This is a genomic window from Lentzea sp. CC55 (assembly GCF_021056325.1).
Lineage (GTDB): Bacteria > Actinomycetota > Actinomycetes > Mycobacteriales > Pseudonocardiaceae > Lentzea > Lentzea jiangxiensis.
In genome coordinates this window covers 182,862-198,585 of sequence record NZ_JAJCXE010000011.1, presented here as the reverse complement: position 1 = coordinate 198,585, position 15,724 = coordinate 182,862, and the positions used below count along the sequence as shown (strand labels likewise).

General features: G+C 70.3%; 19 protein-coding genes. 15 read left to right on the top strand and 4 right to left on the bottom strand.

Features of this window, described 5'->3' with window-relative positions; all coding sequences use genetic code 11:
- The first annotated feature begins 21 nt into the window (after window positions 1-21).
- The 5 genes from L6E10_RS08070 (at window position 22) to priA (ending at window position 4,002) form a co-directional block, all read left to right on the top strand.
- Window positions 22-654 carry a thiamine pyrophosphate-dependent enzyme gene (locus tag L6E10_RS08070; protein ID WP_308102682.1) on the top strand — a complete coding sequence of 211 codons (633 nt, stop codon included), beginning with the start codon at window positions 22-24 and terminating at the stop codon, window positions 652-654.
- A complete protein-coding gene (locus L6E10_RS08065) occupies window positions 654-1,547 on the top strand; it encodes a transketolase family protein (protein ID WP_236218310.1) in 894 nt (297 codons plus the stop codon). The genes L6E10_RS08070 and L6E10_RS08065 overlap by 1 nt, the downstream gene beginning before the upstream one ends.
- Window positions 1,548-1,736: 189 nt before the next feature.
- Window positions 1,737-2,549: a hypothetical protein gene (locus tag L6E10_RS08060; protein WP_236218308.1), complete on the top strand. Its 813-nt coding sequence runs from the start codon at window positions 1,737-1,739 to the stop codon at window positions 2,547-2,549.
- A 10-nt stretch (window positions 2,550-2,559) separates the two neighbouring features.
- Window positions 2,560-3,195 (top strand): imidazole glycerol phosphate synthase subunit HisH, encoded by a 636-nt coding sequence (gene hisH / locus L6E10_RS08055; RefSeq protein WP_236218306.1) that lies wholly within the window; start codon window positions 2,560-2,562, stop codon window positions 3,193-3,195.
- 75 nt (window positions 3,196-3,270) lie between these two features.
- Entirely contained in the window at window positions 3,271-4,002 is a 732-nt protein-coding gene (gene priA / locus L6E10_RS08050; protein ID WP_090095667.1) for a bifunctional 1-(5-phosphoribosyl)-5-((5-phosphoribosylamino)methylideneamino)imidazole-4-carboxamide isomerase/phosphoribosylanthranilate isomerase PriA, read from the top strand.
- Here the strand turns inward: priA and L6E10_RS08045 are convergent.
- Window positions 3,968-4,669 carry a Clp protease N-terminal domain-containing protein gene (locus L6E10_RS08045; RefSeq protein WP_236218304.1) on the bottom strand — a complete coding sequence of 234 codons (702 nt, stop codon included), beginning with the start codon at window positions 4,667-4,669 and terminating at the stop codon, window positions 3,968-3,970. The two genes, priA and L6E10_RS08045, sit on opposite strands and share 35 nt — an antisense overlap.
- A 475-nt stretch (window positions 4,670-5,144) precedes the next feature.
- The gene (locus L6E10_RS08040) at window positions 5,145-5,525 is read right to left on the bottom strand and encodes a PPOX class F420-dependent oxidoreductase (RefSeq protein WP_236218302.1); all 381 of its coding nucleotides are present in this window, start codon (window positions 5,523-5,525) and stop codon (window positions 5,145-5,147) included.
- Window positions 5,526-5,570: 45 nt separating this feature from the next.
- On the opposite strand from L6E10_RS08040, the gene hisF reads away from it, so the two are divergent.
- From hisF to L6E10_RS08020, 4 genes are read left to right on the top strand one after another with little or no spacing between them, the layout of a single operon-like run.
- Window positions 5,571-6,329, top strand: a complete 759-nt coding sequence (gene hisF / locus L6E10_RS08035; protein ID WP_090095669.1) for an imidazole glycerol phosphate synthase subunit HisF — start codon at window positions 5,571-5,573, stop codon at window positions 6,327-6,329.
- Window positions 6,326-6,685 (top strand): hypothetical protein, encoded by a 360-nt coding sequence (locus L6E10_RS08030; RefSeq protein ID WP_236218300.1) that lies wholly within the window; start codon window positions 6,326-6,328, stop codon window positions 6,683-6,685. The genes hisF and L6E10_RS08030 overlap by 4 nt, the downstream gene beginning before the upstream one ends.
- On the top strand, window positions 6,682-7,032 hold the full coding sequence (hisI, locus tag L6E10_RS08025) for a phosphoribosyl-AMP cyclohydrolase (RefSeq protein ID WP_236218298.1): 351 nt from the start codon (window positions 6,682-6,684) through the stop codon (window positions 7,030-7,032). Before L6E10_RS08030 ends, hisI begins: the two co-directional genes overlap by 4 nt.
- A gap of 23 nt (window positions 7,033-7,055) precedes the next feature.
- Entirely contained in the window at window positions 7,056-7,637 is a 582-nt protein-coding gene (locus tag L6E10_RS08020; RefSeq protein ID WP_236218296.1) for a hypothetical protein, read from the top strand.
- A 54-nt stretch (window positions 7,638-7,691) separates the two neighbouring features.
- Here the strand turns inward: L6E10_RS08020 and L6E10_RS08015 are convergent, their stop codons facing one another.
- Complete coding sequence (locus tag L6E10_RS08015; RefSeq protein ID WP_374236094.1) at window positions 7,692-8,285, bottom strand: TetR family transcriptional regulator; 594 nt, start codon at window positions 8,283-8,285, stop codon at window positions 7,692-7,694.
- A 55-nt stretch (window positions 8,286-8,340) separates the two neighbouring features.
- Between L6E10_RS08015 and L6E10_RS08010 the strand changes: the two genes are divergently transcribed.
- From L6E10_RS08010 to L6E10_RS07985, 6 genes are all read left to right on the top strand, one after another.
- Window positions 8,341-9,879: an anthranilate synthase component I gene (locus L6E10_RS08010; protein ID WP_236218292.1), complete on the top strand. Its 1,539-nt coding sequence runs from the start codon at window positions 8,341-8,343 to the stop codon at window positions 9,877-9,879.
- Window positions 9,869-10,270, top strand: a complete 402-nt coding sequence (locus L6E10_RS08005) for a Trp biosynthesis-associated membrane protein (protein ID WP_236218290.1) — start codon at window positions 9,869-9,871, stop codon at window positions 10,268-10,270. Before L6E10_RS08010 ends, L6E10_RS08005 begins: the two co-directional genes overlap by 11 nt.
- Before the next feature lie 132 nt (window positions 10,271-10,402).
- Entirely contained in the window at window positions 10,403-11,212 is an 810-nt protein-coding gene (trpC, locus tag L6E10_RS08000; protein WP_236218288.1) for an indole-3-glycerol phosphate synthase TrpC, read from the top strand.
- 35 nt (window positions 11,213-11,247) lie between these two features.
- Window positions 11,248-12,468, top strand: coding sequence for a tryptophan synthase subunit beta (gene trpB / locus L6E10_RS07995; RefSeq protein ID WP_236218286.1), 1,221 nt, complete (start codon window positions 11,248-11,250; stop codon window positions 12,466-12,468).
- Entirely contained in the window at window positions 12,468-13,256 is a 789-nt protein-coding gene (gene trpA / locus L6E10_RS07990) for a tryptophan synthase subunit alpha (protein ID WP_090095679.1), read from the top strand. Before trpB ends, trpA begins: the two co-directional genes overlap by 1 nt.
- 281 nt (window positions 13,257-13,537) lie before the next feature.
- The gene (locus L6E10_RS07985) at window positions 13,538-14,104 is read left to right on the top strand and encodes a Uma2 family endonuclease (RefSeq protein ID WP_236218284.1); all 567 of its coding nucleotides are present in this window, start codon (window positions 13,538-13,540) and stop codon (window positions 14,102-14,104) included.
- Here L6E10_RS07985 and L6E10_RS07980 read toward each other — a convergent pair.
- Entirely contained in the window at window positions 14,101-15,249 is a 1,149-nt protein-coding gene (locus L6E10_RS07980) for an FAD-dependent monooxygenase (RefSeq protein WP_236218282.1), read from the bottom strand. The genes L6E10_RS07985 and L6E10_RS07980 overlap by 4 nt on opposite strands.
- Window positions 15,250-15,724 lie beyond the last annotated feature (475 nt).

Sequence of the window (15,724 nt, the reverse complement as noted above, 5' to 3'; positions counted from 1 at the left end):
ATACCGGAACTCTTCGCGAGGATGACCGGGGACGAGAAGCACGAGTGGGCGGCGGCTTCCACGATCGACGTGCTCTGGGTCCTCTACGACAAGGTCCTCAACGTCACGCCCGCCACGGCCGACGACCCCGACCGCGACCGGTTCCTGCTCTCCAAGGGGCACGGCCCGATGGCCTACTACGCCGTCCTGGCGGAGAAGGGCTTCCTCGACGAGTCCACTTTGGACGACTGGACCTCGTGGGACAGCCCGCTCGGCCAGCACCCCGACCGGGTGCTCGTGCCCGGCGCCGAGATCAGCAGCGGCTCGCTCGGCCACGGGCTGCCGATCGCGGTCGGCACGGCGATCGGACAGCGGATCGGCGGAAGCCGCGGGCGCACGTTCGTGCTGGTCGGAGACGGTGAGCTGGACGAGGGCAGCAACCACGAGGCGATCGCCGTGGCCGCGCGGCTGCGCGTCGCGAACCTCACCGCGATCGTCGTCGACAACCAGTCCGCGATGTACGGCTGGCCCGGCGGCATCGCCCGGCGCTTCGCCGTCGAGGGCTGGCAGACCGCCGAGGTGGACGGCCGTGACCACGAGGCCCTCCTCACCGCACTGACCGCTCCGCACGACCGCCCGCACGCGGTCGTCGCCAAGATCGAGAAGGGCCGCTGATGACGACCATGCGCCAGGCGTTCGTCAAGACCGTCAACGACGAGATCGCCACCGACCCGCGCATCGCCGTGGTGACCGCGGTGATCTCCAGCAACGAGTTCCCGCAGGAGCACGAGCGCGTCGTCGACGTCGGGATCCGCGAGCAGACCATGGTGGGCGTCGCGAGCGGCCTGGCGCTCACCGGCCTGCGACCGGTCGTCCACAGCTACGCGCCGTTCCTCGTCGAACGGCCGTACGAGCAGATCAAGCTCGACATCGGGCACCAGGACGTCGGTGCTGTGTTCGTGAGCATCGGCGCGTCCTACGACGACCCGGTGTGGGGCCGCACGCACCAGTCGCCGGGCGACGTCGCGTTGTTCGACACGCTGCCCGGCTGGACGGTGCACGTGCCCGGACACCCGGACGAGGTCACGCCCCTGCTGCGGCAGGCGCTGAAGGACGACAACCGCGTGTACGTCAGGCTTTCGCTGCACGAGAACAGCCGGGCGCACCCGGTCGGCCGGGGCTTCACCGCGCTGCGCCACGGCAAGCGCGGCGTCGTGCTCGCCGTCGGACCGATGCTCGACCGGGTCCTCGAGGCGGTCGACTCCGAGAACGCCGACGTCACGGTGCTGTACGCGGCCACGGTCCGACCGTTCGACTCGGACGGACTGCGCGCCGCCGTGCAGGACACGGACCACGCCGACGTGATGGTCGTGGAGCCGTACCTCGAGGGAACGTCATCCCATCTGGTGTCCGAGACGCTGCAACAAATCCCGCACCGCATTCGTTCTACAGGTGTCAAACGACACGCTGAACTCCGCAACTACGGCACGGCCGAGGACCACGACGCCGCGCACGACCTCGACGTGGTGGGGCTGGGCAGCGCTGTGCGGAGTTTCTTCAGGGGGTGAAGGAACATGTTCGCAGTCATGGGGGATGACTGGACCGGCGCGCCTTCCCGCGCCGCATAGGGGAAGCGAGGCGCGATTGGGCCGCGCGCCCGATCGCGCACCGCTGTCCGCACGACTGTCCGCTCCGGAACGCGACGACGGTGGCATGTCTCCACGAGCCCCCGAACCGGACCAGGAATGATGTTGTGCGTGAGAATGCTGATCTGGACCCCGTTGAACGCCGCCGAGCTGCAGAAGGCCATGCACGGCGGCAACGTGGGACCCGCGGCGCTCGTCCCGGTGCAGACCGGCACGGTGCTGCTGCCTCCGCCTGCCACCAGGCTCAACGAGGCCGCGTACATGACGAGCAGGGTGCGCAGGATCGGGGGCGGCGCCGCGCTGGCCGTGTGGAACGACGAGGCCGCGTTGCTCTACCTGTTCACCACGACGCTCGGCCGCGCCTCGATGTGGGGCTCGCGCGAGGCGGTGCTGCGGTTGTCGGCGCAGGCGAAGCAGTCGGGCCCGGTCGGGAAGTTCTTCGACCGCGCGACCGCGGGCATGATCGACCTGCGCGAGAAGGAGAGGTGGCAGCTCGACGCCATCGACAAGCTCACCGCGCTGCACCCGGCCGCCGGCCGCCGGGCTCCGCTCGAACGCATCCGCGACTTCACCGACGCCGAAGCGGCGATCCCGGACTTCTTCCGCGCCGCGGGCCTGCAGGAGGTCGCGCAGGTGGCCGAGCTCACCGAGGAGGGCCGGGCGGACTTCATGCTGCAGACCCTGGAGCCGCCGCGCGCGCAGATGTGGCCGTTCGCGCTCATCTTCCCGTTGATCGTGGTGGCGGCGCTGGCGACGGTCCTGCTCCAGCTCCCGGCGGCCGTGTACTACCTCATCGGCGCGCTGCTGCTCGTGGTGATGTGCACGCTGATGGTGACGCTCAGGCGGCAGCTCGTGCGCAAGAAGCCCATCAACACCGTGTTGCCGGTCATACCGGTTACGCAGGGTGCGGTGCCGACCGACTAACCTGGACGTCGTGGCACGTGTCGTCGTACTTGACTATGGCTCCGGCAACCTGCGCTCGGCCGAGCGCGCACTTCAGCGTGTCGGCGCCCATGTCGAGGTGACGTCCGACCCGCGCGCCGCCCGTGAGGCGGACGGCCTGGTCGTACCCGGCGTCGGCGCGTACGCGGCCTGCATGGAGGGCCTGAACTCGGTGCGGGGCGCCCGGATCATCGGCGAGCGCCTCGCCGGCGGCCGTCCGGTGCTCGGCATCTGCGTGGGCATGCAGATCCTGTTCGAGCGCGGCATCGAGCACGGCGTGCTGACCGAGGGCTGCGGCGAGTGGCCCGGCACCGTCGAACGGCTCGAAGCGCCGGTCGTGCCGCACATGGGCTGGAACACGGTCCGCGCGCCGGAGGACTCGCAGCTCTTCGCGGGCCTCGACAAGGACACCCGGTTCTACTTCGTGCACTCCTACGGCGTGCGCCGCTGGGAGCTGGAGGCGGCCGACCACATCAAGGCGCCGCTCGTGACGTGGGCCGACCACTCGGGCGACGAGTTCGTCGCGGCCGTCGAGAACGGACCGCTCTGGGCGACGCAGTTCCACCCGGAGAAGTCCGGTGACGCCGGGGCACACCTGCTGCGGAACTGGCTGTCCACCCTGGCGTGACGCCCCGGTGCGCAGTCGGCGCAGACGCCAGGAGCACTTGGCGGAGCCCGTGCCGCGGGACGCTAGGCTGCTCAGGTGACGTTCACACTCCTCCCCGCTGTTGACGTGGCCGACGGTCGTGCCGTCCGGCTCGTGCAGGGCGAAGCCGGTACCGAGACGAACTACGGCGAGCCGCTCGACGCGGCCCTGCAGTGGCAGCGCGACGGAGCGGAGTGGATCCATCTTGTCGACCTCGACGCGGCGTTCGGCCGCGGCTCGAACCGCGAGCTCATCGCGCGCGTCGTCGGCGAGCTGGACGTGAAGGTGGAGCTGTCCGGCGGCATCCGCGACGACGCCTCGCTGGAGGCCGCGCTCGGCACCGGCTGCGCCCGCGTCAACCTCGGCACGGCCGCGCTGGAAGACCCGGAGTGGTGCGCGAAGGCGATCGCCGCGTACGGCGAGAAGATCGCCGTGGGCCTCGACGTCCGCATCACCGAGCAGGGCCACCGGGTCAAGGGCCGCGGCTGGACGTCGGACGGCGGCGACCTCTGGGAGGTCCTCGACCGCCTCGACCGCGACGGCTGCTCCCGCTACGTCGTCACGGACGTCTCGAAGGACGGCACGCTCACCGGCCCGAACCTGGACCTGCTCAGCGAGGTCTGCGCCCGCACCGACGCCCCGGTGATCGCCTCCGGCGGCGTGTCCACCGTGGACGACCTGGTCGCGCTGGCGAAGCTGTCGCGCGACGGCGTCGAGGGCTCCATCATCGGCAAGGCCCTCTACGCCGGCGCCTTCACGCTCCCGGAAGCGCTGGCCGCGGTCCGCTGACCACGGACTCGATGTGAGCGGCCGTGGCCGCGTGCGTCACACCGGTGTTGTGCAGCACGTCGGCCGCGGTCCCGCCTTCCTCGAGCAGCACGCCGAGCAGGATGTGCTCGGTGCCGATGAACATGTGGCCCATCCGCAGCGCCTCGCGCACGGCCAGTTCGAGGGCCTTCTTGCAGTGCGCCGTGTACGGCTGCTTCTCCGGCCGTTGCTTGGCTTCGGTGTCGAGCCGGTTGAGGGTGGCGAGGCGCGTGCTGCCGTCACCCGACTCCAGCTTCGCGATGGTCTTGGCCGCGAGCCCGCCCGACTCGTCGAGCAACCCGAGCAGCAGGTGTTCGGTGCCGATCCGCTCGCTGAACCGCGCGTGGTGCCTCGCGAGCGCGATCACCCGCCGCGAACGCTGCGTGTAGCGCTCCATGGTGGGCTTGCCGAGATCCGGTGACTCCCTGGGCACGAACCGCTTCTGCGCGGCCTGCTTCGTAACGCCGAGGCTCTCGCCGATCTCGGCCCAGCTCGCCCCGCCGCGCCTCGCCTCGTCCACGAAGTGACCGATCAGGTGGTCGCCCAGCTCGTTCAGCTGACTGCTCATCTGCACTGCTCTCGCCAGGCGCACGAGAGCGTCGTCGGCCTCCTGGGCGACGGTGACGATGAGCTCGGTCAACTGGATCATGCGTCAACTTTAGGTTGACGTCGAGTGGCGGGTCAACCTGGGGTTGACGGACTGGCGTGCTCAATCAATGTCGATTTCGCGGTCGATGTCGACTCGAGGTGGACGGCTTGATCAACGTCGATTCGTCTGGATCCATGCGTACTGATGACAACGTTGTCATCGGTATTTGCTCCGGTGCCAAGCGCTTGCGAAGAGGTCGACGCAACATGACACGACATGACTAGACCGCATCGACTTGTCCGCATCGACTCGGCCATCCACATCGACCCATGCCAACCATGTCGATCCATGCCGACGGCCATCCCGTCCACGTTGATGCGGCTTGGTCCACATTGACGACTCCATCAACGTGGACGGTTCTCGACAATGTCGACCAGTTGCCCTCCGTGCCGATCGGCGGCGTCAACATCGACTCCACGTTGACGGACCGAATCAACGTTGACCCGATGAGATCAACGTTGACGGTCCGCCCACGTCAGGACGCCGCCGTGATCCGGATGCCGATCGAGCCGGTCCGTCCGCGCCGCAACTTGCTGCCGAACACGGTCATCCACCCGAACACGCCGTACTTCTTCGAGATGCGCGCCCGCACGTCGTCGCTACCGGTGTCGTCCAACAGGGACGCGTGCGCCTTGATCGACGGCCCCTTGGGATTGCCGCGGACGTCGCACGGCCCGACCTCGACGTCACCGCTGCGCCGGATCCGCTTGACCTTGCCGGTGTCCAAGGCGCTCCACGCGTAGATCACCTCGTCGCTCTCGCCCGGCACGACCCAGACCGGTGTGGGTACCGGGGTGCCGTTCTTGCGGAACGTCGTCAGCAGCAGGTACTTGCCCTCGCCCAGTTCCCTGATCATGGCCGCGCAGCGTAGTCGGAGACGGCGGCTTGTAGGCTTTCCCGCATGTCAGTCGCGGTTCGTGTCATCCCCTGTCTCGACGTCGACCGGGGCCGGGTGGTGAAGGGCGTCAACTTCACGAACCTCGTCGACGCGGGCGATCCGGTCGAGCTCGCGAGGGCGTACGACGCCGAGGGCGCCGACGAGCTCACGTTCCTCGACGTGACGGCGAGCAGCGGTGACCGGGAGACGACGTTCGACGTGGTCCGCCGCACCGCCGAGCAGGTGTTCATCCCCCTCACGGTCGGTGGCGGCGTGCGCAGCCCCGAGGACGTCAACAAGCTGCTGCGCGCCGGCGCGGACAAGGTCAGCCTCAACACCGCGGCCATCGCGCGGCCCGAACTGCTCAAGGAGTGCTCGGAGCGCTACGGCGCCCAGTGCATCGTGCTGTCGGTCGACGCGCGGCGCGTGCCCGGCGGCACCGGGTTCGAGGTCACCACCCACGGTGGGCGCAACGGCACCGGCATCGACGCCGTGCAGTGGGCCGCGAAGGGTCAGGAGCTGGGTGTCGGCGAGATCCTGCTGAACTCGATGGACGCCGACGGCACCAAGGCCGGGTTCGACCTCGAGCTGATCGAGCTGGTGCGGCGCGAGGTCGACGTCCCGCTGATCGCGAGCGGCGGCGCGGGCGCGGTCGACCACTTCGCGCCGGCCGTCGCCGCGGGTGCGGACGCCGTGCTGGCGGCCAGCGTGTTCCACTTCGGCCAGCTGCGCATCGGTGAGGTCAAGGACGGCCTGCGCCAGGCGGGCGTCGTGGTGCGGTGAAGCCCGTCGAGGTGCGGGTGGCCTCGGCGGTCGCGTTCGGCGGCGCCCTGGTGTTCTTCGTGGTCGGGCTGGTCCTGTGGCGCTCGACCGGCGACGCGGACGTGCTGAAGCTGCCGTCGTTCATCGCGGCCGTCGAGCTGCCGGTCGCGGCGGCGTTGCTGCTCAGGCTGCGGTTGATGCACTACCCGGCGATGCTCGTGTTCGTCCTCGTCGCGTTGCTGCACCTCGTCATCGTGCTCGCCGACGGACCGGCGTGGGCCCGTGTCGCGTCCGGCGTGCTGTCCGCTGTGCACATCTACGGTGTGGTCCTGCTGAACACCGGACCGGCTCGTGAACACCTGGGAGGATCCCGTTGAGCAGCCCGCTCGATCCCGCCGTCTCCGCGAAGCTCAAGCGCACCCCGGACGGCCTGGTGTGCGCGGTCGCGCAGCAACGCGGCACCGGTGAGGTGCTCATGGTGGCGTGGATGAACGACGAGGCGTTGCACCGCACCCTCACCACCCGCCGCGCGACGTACTACTCGCGCAGCCGCCAGCAGCTGTGGGTGAAAGGCGAGACTTCGGGCCACACGCAGTACGTGCACGAGGTCCGGCTGGACTGCGACGGCGACACGCTGCTGCTGACCGTCGACCAGGTCGGTGCCGCCTGCCACACGGGTGACAGGACGTGCTTCGACGCCACGGTTCTCCTCGCGGACGTGTGAAGCACGGCGCACTGATCCCGATGATGTCTTCATGGCTGACATCACGGTCGGCGTCGAGGCGTCGGGCGAGAAACCTGGCGCAGGTCACCGCGGAGCTGCTCGAACTCCTGACCACGGCAGCCCGCGTCGACGCCCGCTCCGTCACCGGATCCGCACCGGACGGCGCGAAGTCCGCCGGTCTGGCGATCGGCGAGCTGGTCGTGACGGGTGTGCTGTCCGCCGCGTCCGTGCGCGCCGCTGCGTCGGTCCTGTCGTCGTGGCTGCAGGGACGCGCGAAGCGCAAGGTGACCCTGAAAGCTGGCGACGACGAGATCGTCCTCGATGGTCCGCTGACGCGCGCTCAGCAGGAACTGGTCACCGCGTTGGCCGAGCGGCGCCGGCGGCTGGAGCGGGCGGTGCTCGCGGTGCGCCTCGCGGCCGATGACGGCGTGGTTCTCGGCGGAGGCGTCGCCCTGGCAGGCGCCGCCGACGTGCTCGACGCGTCGAACCCCGCGCACGCGGCCTGGCTGGCGCGTTGCGGGAGCCACAGCGCCAGATCGCGCTCAACGCGGGCTTCGACCCGTCCGCCACGGCCGAGCCGGTGTTCGACGCGGTCGGGTTGCTGAGCACAGCGGGGTCGGCCTCGCCGTGCAGGCGGCGCAGCGGTTCCTGCTGCTCGGTCAGCCGAGGTCGTCGGTCAGGTAGCGCTGCAGGTTCGGGGCGATGGCCTTGACGACGGTCTCCACGTCGGCCGACGCCAGCGGCTCGAACCGCACGACGTAGCGGACGATGCCCAGCCCGACCATCTGCGTCGCGCACAGGGTGGCGCGCAGCTCGCTCTGCTCGACGCCGATCTCCGCGAGCACGTTCCTGAAGATGGCGTTGACCAGGAACTGCTTCAGCGCGCCCGCCACCTCCGGCTGGCTCGTGACGCTGCGGATCAGGGCGGCGAACGTGCCGCCGCCGGTCGCGTCCCACACCGTCACGAACGTGCGGATGATGCGCTCGCCCGCCTGCTCCACCGGCCCGTCGAGCAGGCGCTTGAGGACCTCGGCCGGGTCGAACGGCAGTTGCAGCACGGACTGGGCGAACAGGCCCTCCTTGCCGCCGAACCAGTGGTTGACCATCGCGGCGTCGACGCCCGCCTTCGCGGCGATCGCGCGTACGGTGGCACCGTCGTAGCCCTTCTCGACGAAGACCTCGCGGGCCGCGGCGACGAGCGCGGCCCTGGTGTCCTCGCCCGCGGCGCGGCGGCCTCGCCGTTTCTGGTTCACTTGCTCCACACGGGCCATATTTCAACAGATGTTGAATTTATGCAACAATCGTCCCATGGTGAGCGTCATCGGGGCTGTGGCCGCCGCTGGTCTGGGGGCCGTGAGCCCCACGCGTGAGGAGTTCCGCGAGCTGGCGGTCAACCGCCGGGTCATCCCGGTGGTGCGCAAGCTCCTCGCGGACGCCGAGACGCCGGTCGGCCTGTACCGCAAGCTCGGGGCCGACCAGCCCGGCACGTTCCTGTTCGAGTCGGCCGAGAACGGACGCTCGTGGTCGCGCTGGTCGTTCATCGGCGTGCGGTCGTCCGCGGCGCTGACGGCGACCGGCGGTGACGCGTTCTGGACGGGCACGCGACCGGTCGGCCTGCCCGACGGCGGCGACCCCATGCAGGTCCTGCGCGAGACCGTCGAGGTGCTGCGCACGGACCCGCTGCCCGGCATGCCCCCGCTGACCGGCGGCATGGTCGGCTACATCGGCTACGACGCGGTGCGGCGCCTCGAGCGGCTGCCCGTCATCGCCGAGGACGACCTGAAGCTGCCCGAAATGGTCATGCTGCTGGCGACCGACCTCGCCGCTCTCGACCACCACGAGGGCACCGTCACGCTCATCGCGAACGCGATCAACTGGGACGACTCGGCCGAGCGGGTCGACGCCGCGTACGACGACGCGGTGCGCCGCCTCGACGAGATGACGACGGCCCTGCACACGCCCGCGCCGCCGACCGCGGCCGTGTTCTCGCGGCCCAAGCCCGAGTTCCGGCGCCGCCGGACGCAGGCGGAGCACTTCGCGGCCGTCGAGAAGGCCAAGGAGGCCATCCGCGCGGGCGAGGCGTTCCAGGTCGTGGTGTCGCAGCGGTTCGAGATCGACACCGACGCCGACGCGCTCGACATCTACCGGGTGCTGCGGGCGACCAACCCCAGCCCGTACATGTACCTGCTGCGCCTCGAGGGGTTCGACATCGTCGGGTCCAGCCCCGAGTCGCTGGTGACGGTGCGCGATGGCAAGGCGACCACCCACCCGATCGCGGGCACCCGCTGGCGCAGCGAGGACCCCGAAGAGGACGCCCTGCTGGAGAAGGACCTCCTCGCCGACCACAAGGAACGCGCCGAGCACCTGATGCTCGTCGACCTCGGCCGCAACGACCTGGGCCGCGTCTGCAAGCCGGGCTCCGTGCACGTCGTCGACTTCTTCAAGGTCGAGCGGTACAGCCACGTCATGCACATCGTGTCGACCGTCACCGGTGAGCTGGCCGAGGGCAAGACCGCCTACGACGCGGTCGCGGCCTGCTTCCCGGCCGGCACGCTGTCCGGTGCGCCGAAGCCGCGCGCGATGGAGCTCATCGAGGAGCTGGAACCCACCCGCCGCGGCCTCTACGGCGGCGTCGTGGGCTACTTCGACTTCGCCGGCGACGCGGACACGGCCATCGCGATCCGCACCGCCCTGGTGCGCGACGGCGTGGCGTACGTGCAAGCGGGCGGCGGCATCGTGGCCGACTCCGACCCGCGGGCCGAGGACAACGAGTGCCTGAACAAGGCGGGCGCGGTGCTGGCCGCGATCGCCACCGCGCAGACGATGGCCCCCGCCGTTGAACGGTAGCCGTCCACTGTGGATCGCCGCGCTCCTGCTGGTGGGCGCGGCGGGTGCCTTCTGGGGTGCGGGCTCGGTGCCGATCGCGCTGCTGAGCCTCGCCTCCGTCGCGGCGGTCGTCGCCCTGAGCGGGGTGGCGCGCCGCGTCCTCGGTGCGCTGCTCGTCGTCGTGGGTCTGGTCGCGGGATTCTCCGGCCACTGGCTGGCCGTCGTCGGAGGCGTGCTCCTGGCGGGGTCCGGTGTGCTCCAGGTGGCTCTGGGGGGCCGCATGCCGAAGATCGGGGTGGGCGGGCAGAAGGCTCGCGCGCACGACCCGGAGACGGACATGTGGCGGGCGCTGGAGCGCGGGGACGATCCGACCGACGATAAGCCCCGCGGCGGACCATCCTCGAACGAGTGAAGATCATCCATTGACGTTCGCGCATGTGACACGTGCACAGCCCTGGTTAGCTGCGTGGACACCGAACCCCCGGTGGCGGAGGCGTTACTCCGGCGGGGTTAGCATCCCCATAGCGGGAAGGGGAGCAAGACTGTGACGGTTCTCGAGTCGATCCTCGAAGGTGTGCGTGAGGACCTCGCCGCTCGCGAGGCCCGGTTGCCCTTCGACGTCGTCAAGGAGCGCGCGGCCAAGACCGCCCCGCCGCTCGACGTGCTGTCGGTGCTGCGCGGGCCGAACGTGGGCGTGATCGCCGAGGTCAAGCGCCGCAGCCCCTCCAAGGGTGCGCTGGCGGAGATCCCGGAACCCGCCGACCTCGCGTCCGCGTACGAGGCGGGCGGTGCGTCGGTGATCAGCGTGCTGACCGAGCAGCGCCGCTTCGGCGGGTCGCTGGCGGACTTCGACGCGGTGCGCCGGGCGGTGAAGATCCCGCTGCTGCGCAAGGACTTCATCGTGTCGCCGTACCAGGTCCACGAGGCGCGCATGCACGGCGCCGACCTGGTGCTGCTGATCGTGGCCGCGCTGGAGCAGAACGCCCTGGTGTCGCTGCTCGACCGGGTCGAGTCGCTCGGCATGACGGCGCTGGTCGAGGTGCACACGGCCGAGGAGGCCGACCGCGCTCTCGAAGCGGGGTCGACGGTCATCGGCGTGAACGCGCGCAACCTCCACACGCTGGAGGTGGACAAGGACGTTTTCGGCAGGATCGCGCCGGGACTACCCTTCGAGACGATCAAGATCGCCGAGTCGGGGGTCACCGGGCCCGGCGACCTGATGTCGTACGCCGGCGCGGGTGCTGACGCGGTGCTCGTCGGCGAAAGCCTGGTGACCAGCGGAGACCCCAAGGCCGCCGTGAACAAGCTCGTGACCGCGGGCTCACACCCCGCGTGCCCCCGGCCGAGCCGATGAGGACCGGTCGACAACAGCGTTAGAGGAGTTACCCGATGGGCCAGTTCACGCCCACACCGCACGATCCCGACGCACGCGGCCACTTCGGCCCGTGGGGTGGCCGGTTCGTCCCGGAGGCCCTGATCGCGGCGGTGGACGAGCTGGCCGCCGAGTACGACAAGGCCCGCCTGGACCCGGAGTTCGTGAACGAGTTCAAACGGCTGCTGAAGGACTTCGCCGGCCGGCCGTCCCTGCTGACCGAGGCCCCGAAGTTCGCGGAGCACGCCGGCACGCGGGTCTTCCTCAAGCGCGAAGACCTCAACCACACCGGCTCGCACAAGATCAACAACGTGCTCGGCCAGGCGTTGCTGACCAAGCGCATGGGCAAGAAGCGCGTGATCGCCGAGACCGGCGCCGGCCAGCACGGCGTGGCGACGGCGACGGCGTGCGCGCTCCTCGGGCTCGACTGCGTCGTCTACATGGGCGAGGTCGACACCGAGCGGCAGGCGCTCAACGTCGCCCGCATGCGCCTGCTGGGCGCCGAGGTCATCCCGGTGAAGTCCGGCTCGCGCACGCTGAAGGACGCGATCAACGAGGCGTTGCGCGACTGGGTCACCAACGTCGACGAGACGCACTACCTGCTCGGCACTGCCGCGGGCCCGCACCCGTTCCCGCTGCTGGTGCGCGACTTCCACCGCGTCATCGGCATCGAGGCGCGCGAGCAGATCCTCGAGAAGGCAGGCCGGCTGCCCGACGCCGTCGTCGCCTGCGTCGGTGGCGGCTCGAACGCCATCGGCATCTTCCACGGCTTCATCGACGACGCCGACGTGCGCCTGGTCGGTGTCGAGCCCGGCGGCTCCGGTCTCGACAGCGGCAGCCACGGCGCCACGCTGACGGCCGGCACGCCCGGCTCGCTGCACGGCGCGATGTCGTACGTCATGCAGGACGAGGACGGCCAGATCACCGAGGCGCACTCGATCTCCGCCGGTCTCGACTACCCCGGTGTCGGCCCGGAGCACTCGCACCTCAAGGACATCGGCCGCGCCGAGTACTTCCCCGTCACCGACGCCGAGGCGATGGAGGCGTTCGCGCTGCTCTCCCGCACCGAGGGCATCATCCCGGCGATCGAGTCCTCGCACGCGCTCGCGGGCGCGTTGAAGCTCGGGCCGTCGCTCGGGCCGGACGGGCTGCTGGTCGTGAACCTCTCCGGGCGTGGTGACAAGGACATGGACACGGCCGTGAAGTACTTCGGCCTCGCTGACGGGGGACAGGCCTGATGTCGTTGTCCGACGTGTTCTCCACCGCGCGCGCCGAGTCGCGTGCCGCGTTGATCGGCTACCTGCCCGCGGGCTACCCGACGGTCGACGGGTCCAAGGACCACCTCCGTTCGATGATCGAGTCTGGTTGTGACCTGGTCGAGGTCGGCCTGCCGTTCTCCGACCCGGTGATGGACGGCCCGACGATCCAGGCCGCCGCCGAGCAGGCGCTGTCCGCGGGCTTCCGCGTGCGCGACCTGTTCGACGTGGTGTCCGCCGTCTCCGACGCCGGCGGGCGTGCGGTCGTGATGACGTACTGGAACCCCGTGCTGCGTTACGGCGTGGACGCGTTCGCGCGCGACCTGGCCGCCGCCGGTGGCCTCGGCATCATCACGCCCGACCTCGTCCCGGACGAGGCCGACGACTGGATGGCCGCGTCCGAGGCGCACGGCCTCGACCGGATCTTCCTGGTGGCGCCGTCGTCGACCGAGGAGCGCGTCGCGATGACGGCCCGCGCCTCATCCGGCTTCCTGTACGCCACCGCGGTCATGGGCGTCACCGGTGCTCGTGACGTCGTGTCGTCCGCTGCTCCCGAGCTCGTCGGCCGCGTCCGCGAGCACACGTCGCTGCCCGTCGGCGTCGGGCTCGGCGTGCGGTCCGGTGCGCAGGCGGCGGAGATCGCCGGGTTCGCGGACGGGGTGATCGTGGGGTCGGCGTTCGTGTCGGCGGTGGCCGAGGGTGAGACGGCTGTGCGTGCGCTGGCCGCTGATCTGGCCAAGGGCGTGCGGTCGGCGGCTGCGACCGTCTGAACCTCCTCTCTCTTCGCGAAGCCGCTCGGTTCTCCGGAACCGGGCGGCTTCGTCCTGTGCGGCGCGGATGTCGGACCCGCCTCCTTCCGGAGTCCTCGATGTTCCGCCATGAGCATGACACGAATTCGAACACCTGATCGAGTGAATCTGCGGCCGGTGGGGTCAGAACCCCAGTTGAGCGTCGGTCCCACCTGCGAACCTGTCCTCATGCACGAGTCAGCCGCCCGCCCGGCGTGCCACACTGGTGGTGCGCAGGTGGTCAACGGAGGTGATGCCCGGTGGTGGCGCCAACCGAAGCCAAGACCCATTTCCTGCTGCCCAGCCACGAGGGGCCCTGGACGATCGCGGACGTCCTCGCCCTGCCGGAGGACAACAGCCAGCGGATCGAACTCGTCGACGGGATGCTCTACGTGAGCCCGCTGGGCACGGCCGCACATCAGAGACTGGTGTTCGAGGCGTCGTACGCGCTGCGCGGAGCCTGTCCGCAGGACTACGAGGCGACGATCGAGTTGAACGTCGAGTTCGACGACCGCCGTCTGTTCATCCCCGACTTCACCGTGCTGAAGAGGAAGGGTGCGAAGGGCCTGACCGTTCCGGTGGCCGACGTGCTCCTCATCGGCGAGGTGATCTCCAGGAGCACCAAGCTGAAGGACCTGGTGGTGAAGCGCCAGGTGTACGCGGAAGCACGCGTGCCCTACTACCTGATCATCGATCCGGCGAAGGGCGTGCCGGAAGCGGTGCTGCTCGAACTGGACGACGAAGGCGAGTACGCCGAGATCGCCCGGAGCGAGGAGGGCGTCCTGACCATCGAGCGACCGTTCCCGGTCACCATCGAGCTGCCTTCCTAGCCGTAGAGCCACTCCAGCCGTTCGTGCAGGTCGGCCGTGGTCCACGAGGCGAACAGCGCGTCACGGGCCTCCGCCGCCCCACCAGCCGGGTGGTAGACCTCCCGGCCCATCAACCGCGACACGTGGTGGACGCGCGCGGTCCGCTCCGAGCGGAGCGCCACGTACCGCGCACAAGAGCCGGCCACGTCCCGTGAGTCGAACACCTCGGAGAGGCACACGGCGTCCTCCAACGCCTGGCAAGCTCCCTGCGCCGCGTACTGCAGCACGGGATGGGCGGCGTCGCCGAGCAGCACGACCCGCGAGTCCTGCCACGTCGCGACCGGCTCCCGATCGCACAACACCCACGCCCGCCACTCGCGCGCCAACGCCATGACGCGAGCAGCGTCGTCGCACAACGGCGCGAAGTGCCGCAGCACCTCGGCGTGCTCGGTCGGCTTGCCGGTGACGGGCTCCGTGGCGCCGTTGTCCGTCGTGGCCACGAGGTTCACGTACCGCCCGCCGGCGATCACGTACCAGACCACGTGGTACCGAGGCCCGGCCCAGAGGGTGACGACGTTCTCCTTCAACGACCGAGGTACGTCCTGCGCCGGGATGACCGCGCGGAAGGCGGTGTGCCCGGAAACCCGCGGCTCCCCGTCACCCACGAGTTGCCGACGCACCGCGGATCGCAACCCGTCGGCTCCGACGAGCGCTTCGCCGCGCACGAGCTCACCGGACCGCAGCTTTGCGGTGACCCCGTCACCGTCCTGTGCGTAGGACTCGACAGCGCTGTCGCCCCTCAGCTCAACGCGCTCGTGGCTCCGGCAGGCCTTGAGCAGCGGTGCGAGCACGTCGTTGCGGTGCACAACGGCGTACGTCCCGAAGCGCCTTCGGAACTCTTCGTCGACGGCCAGTCCGGCGATCCGCCGCCCGGACACACCGCAGCGCAGCCGCAGTTCGTCGACGTGCACGGCCCGGGCCCGCACCTCGGCGCCGACGCCGAGAGCGTCGAGCGCGCGGAACCCGTTCGGGCCGACCTGGATGCCGGCGCCGATCTCCTCGAACGCGGGCGCGGCCTCCAGCACCGCCACGCGGTGCCCGGCTCGCGCGAGACCGAGAGCCGTTGCCAGACCGCCGATGCCGCCGCCGACCACCAGGACCGTCATGTCCGCCCTTTCGTGAGCCCGCCAGAGACCGCGTCCGAGTATTGCGGCTCCGCGATCACGCGATCGTGGAAATGGCCGGGGCGAGGCTGAGCGCCGCGGGGTCCACGGGTGTGCGGCAGGCTGGGCGGTCGCGTGCATCCGCGAAGCAGGCCAGCAAGGCTCGGCCCAACTCGGCTCGGGCGTCGCCTGGTCCGCTGAGCCTGGCCAGACTCCCGGCTCGACCCGGCGGGGCAGCGTGACGCGGCCGTCCCTGCCCACCTCAGCGAGCCAGCCGCACACCGATCAGCCCCACACGGCACTCGCCCCGCAAGCGATCGAACGGGCACGGCCCACGCGTCCGACGAGCGGCTGAGCAAGCCTCCCGCACCTCGCGCGGCCGAGGTCCAACGAGCCTATGCGCAGCTACCACACACACGCGTCCGGCCGGGTACCCCCAAATTCAATTCTAGTGTTCGGCACCGACAGGTTCGGCTCG

Bases quoted from the DNA above. Each gene is read 5' to 3' on its own strand.
- L6E10_RS08070 (WP_308102682.1), top strand. From the start codon at position 22: ATGACCGGGGACGAGAAGCACGAGTGGGCGGCGGCTTCCACGATCGAC.
- L6E10_RS08065 (WP_236218310.1), top strand. From the start codon at position 654: ATGACGACCATGCGCCAGGCGTTCGTCAAGACCGTCAACGACGAGATC.
- L6E10_RS08045 (WP_236218304.1), bottom strand. From the start codon at position 4,669: ATGATCCAGTTGACCGAGCTCATCGTCACCGTCGCCCAGGAGGCCGAC.
- L6E10_RS08040 (WP_236218302.1), bottom strand. From the start codon at position 5,525: ATGATCAGGGAACTGGGCGAGGGCAAGTACCTGCTGCTGACGACGTTC.
- hisF (WP_090095669.1), top strand. From the start codon at position 5,571: ATGTCAGTCGCGGTTCGTGTCATCCCCTGTCTCGACGTCGACCGGGGC.
- L6E10_RS08020 (WP_236218296.1), top strand. From the start codon at position 7,056: ATGTCTTCATGGCTGACATCACGGTCGGCGTCGAGGCGTCGGGCGAGA.
- L6E10_RS08010 (WP_236218292.1), top strand. From the start codon at position 8,341: ATGGTGAGCGTCATCGGGGCTGTGGCCGCCGCTGGTCTGGGGGCCGTG.
- trpB (WP_236218286.1), top strand. From the start codon at position 11,248: ATGGGCCAGTTCACGCCCACACCGCACGATCCCGACGCACGCGGCCAC.
- trpA (WP_090095679.1), top strand. From the start codon at position 12,468: ATGTCGTTGTCCGACGTGTTCTCCACCGCGCGCGCCGAGTCGCGTGCC.
- L6E10_RS07980 (WP_236218282.1), bottom strand. From the start codon at position 15,249: ATGACGGTCCTGGTGGTCGGCGGCGGCATCGGCGGTCTGGCAACGGCT.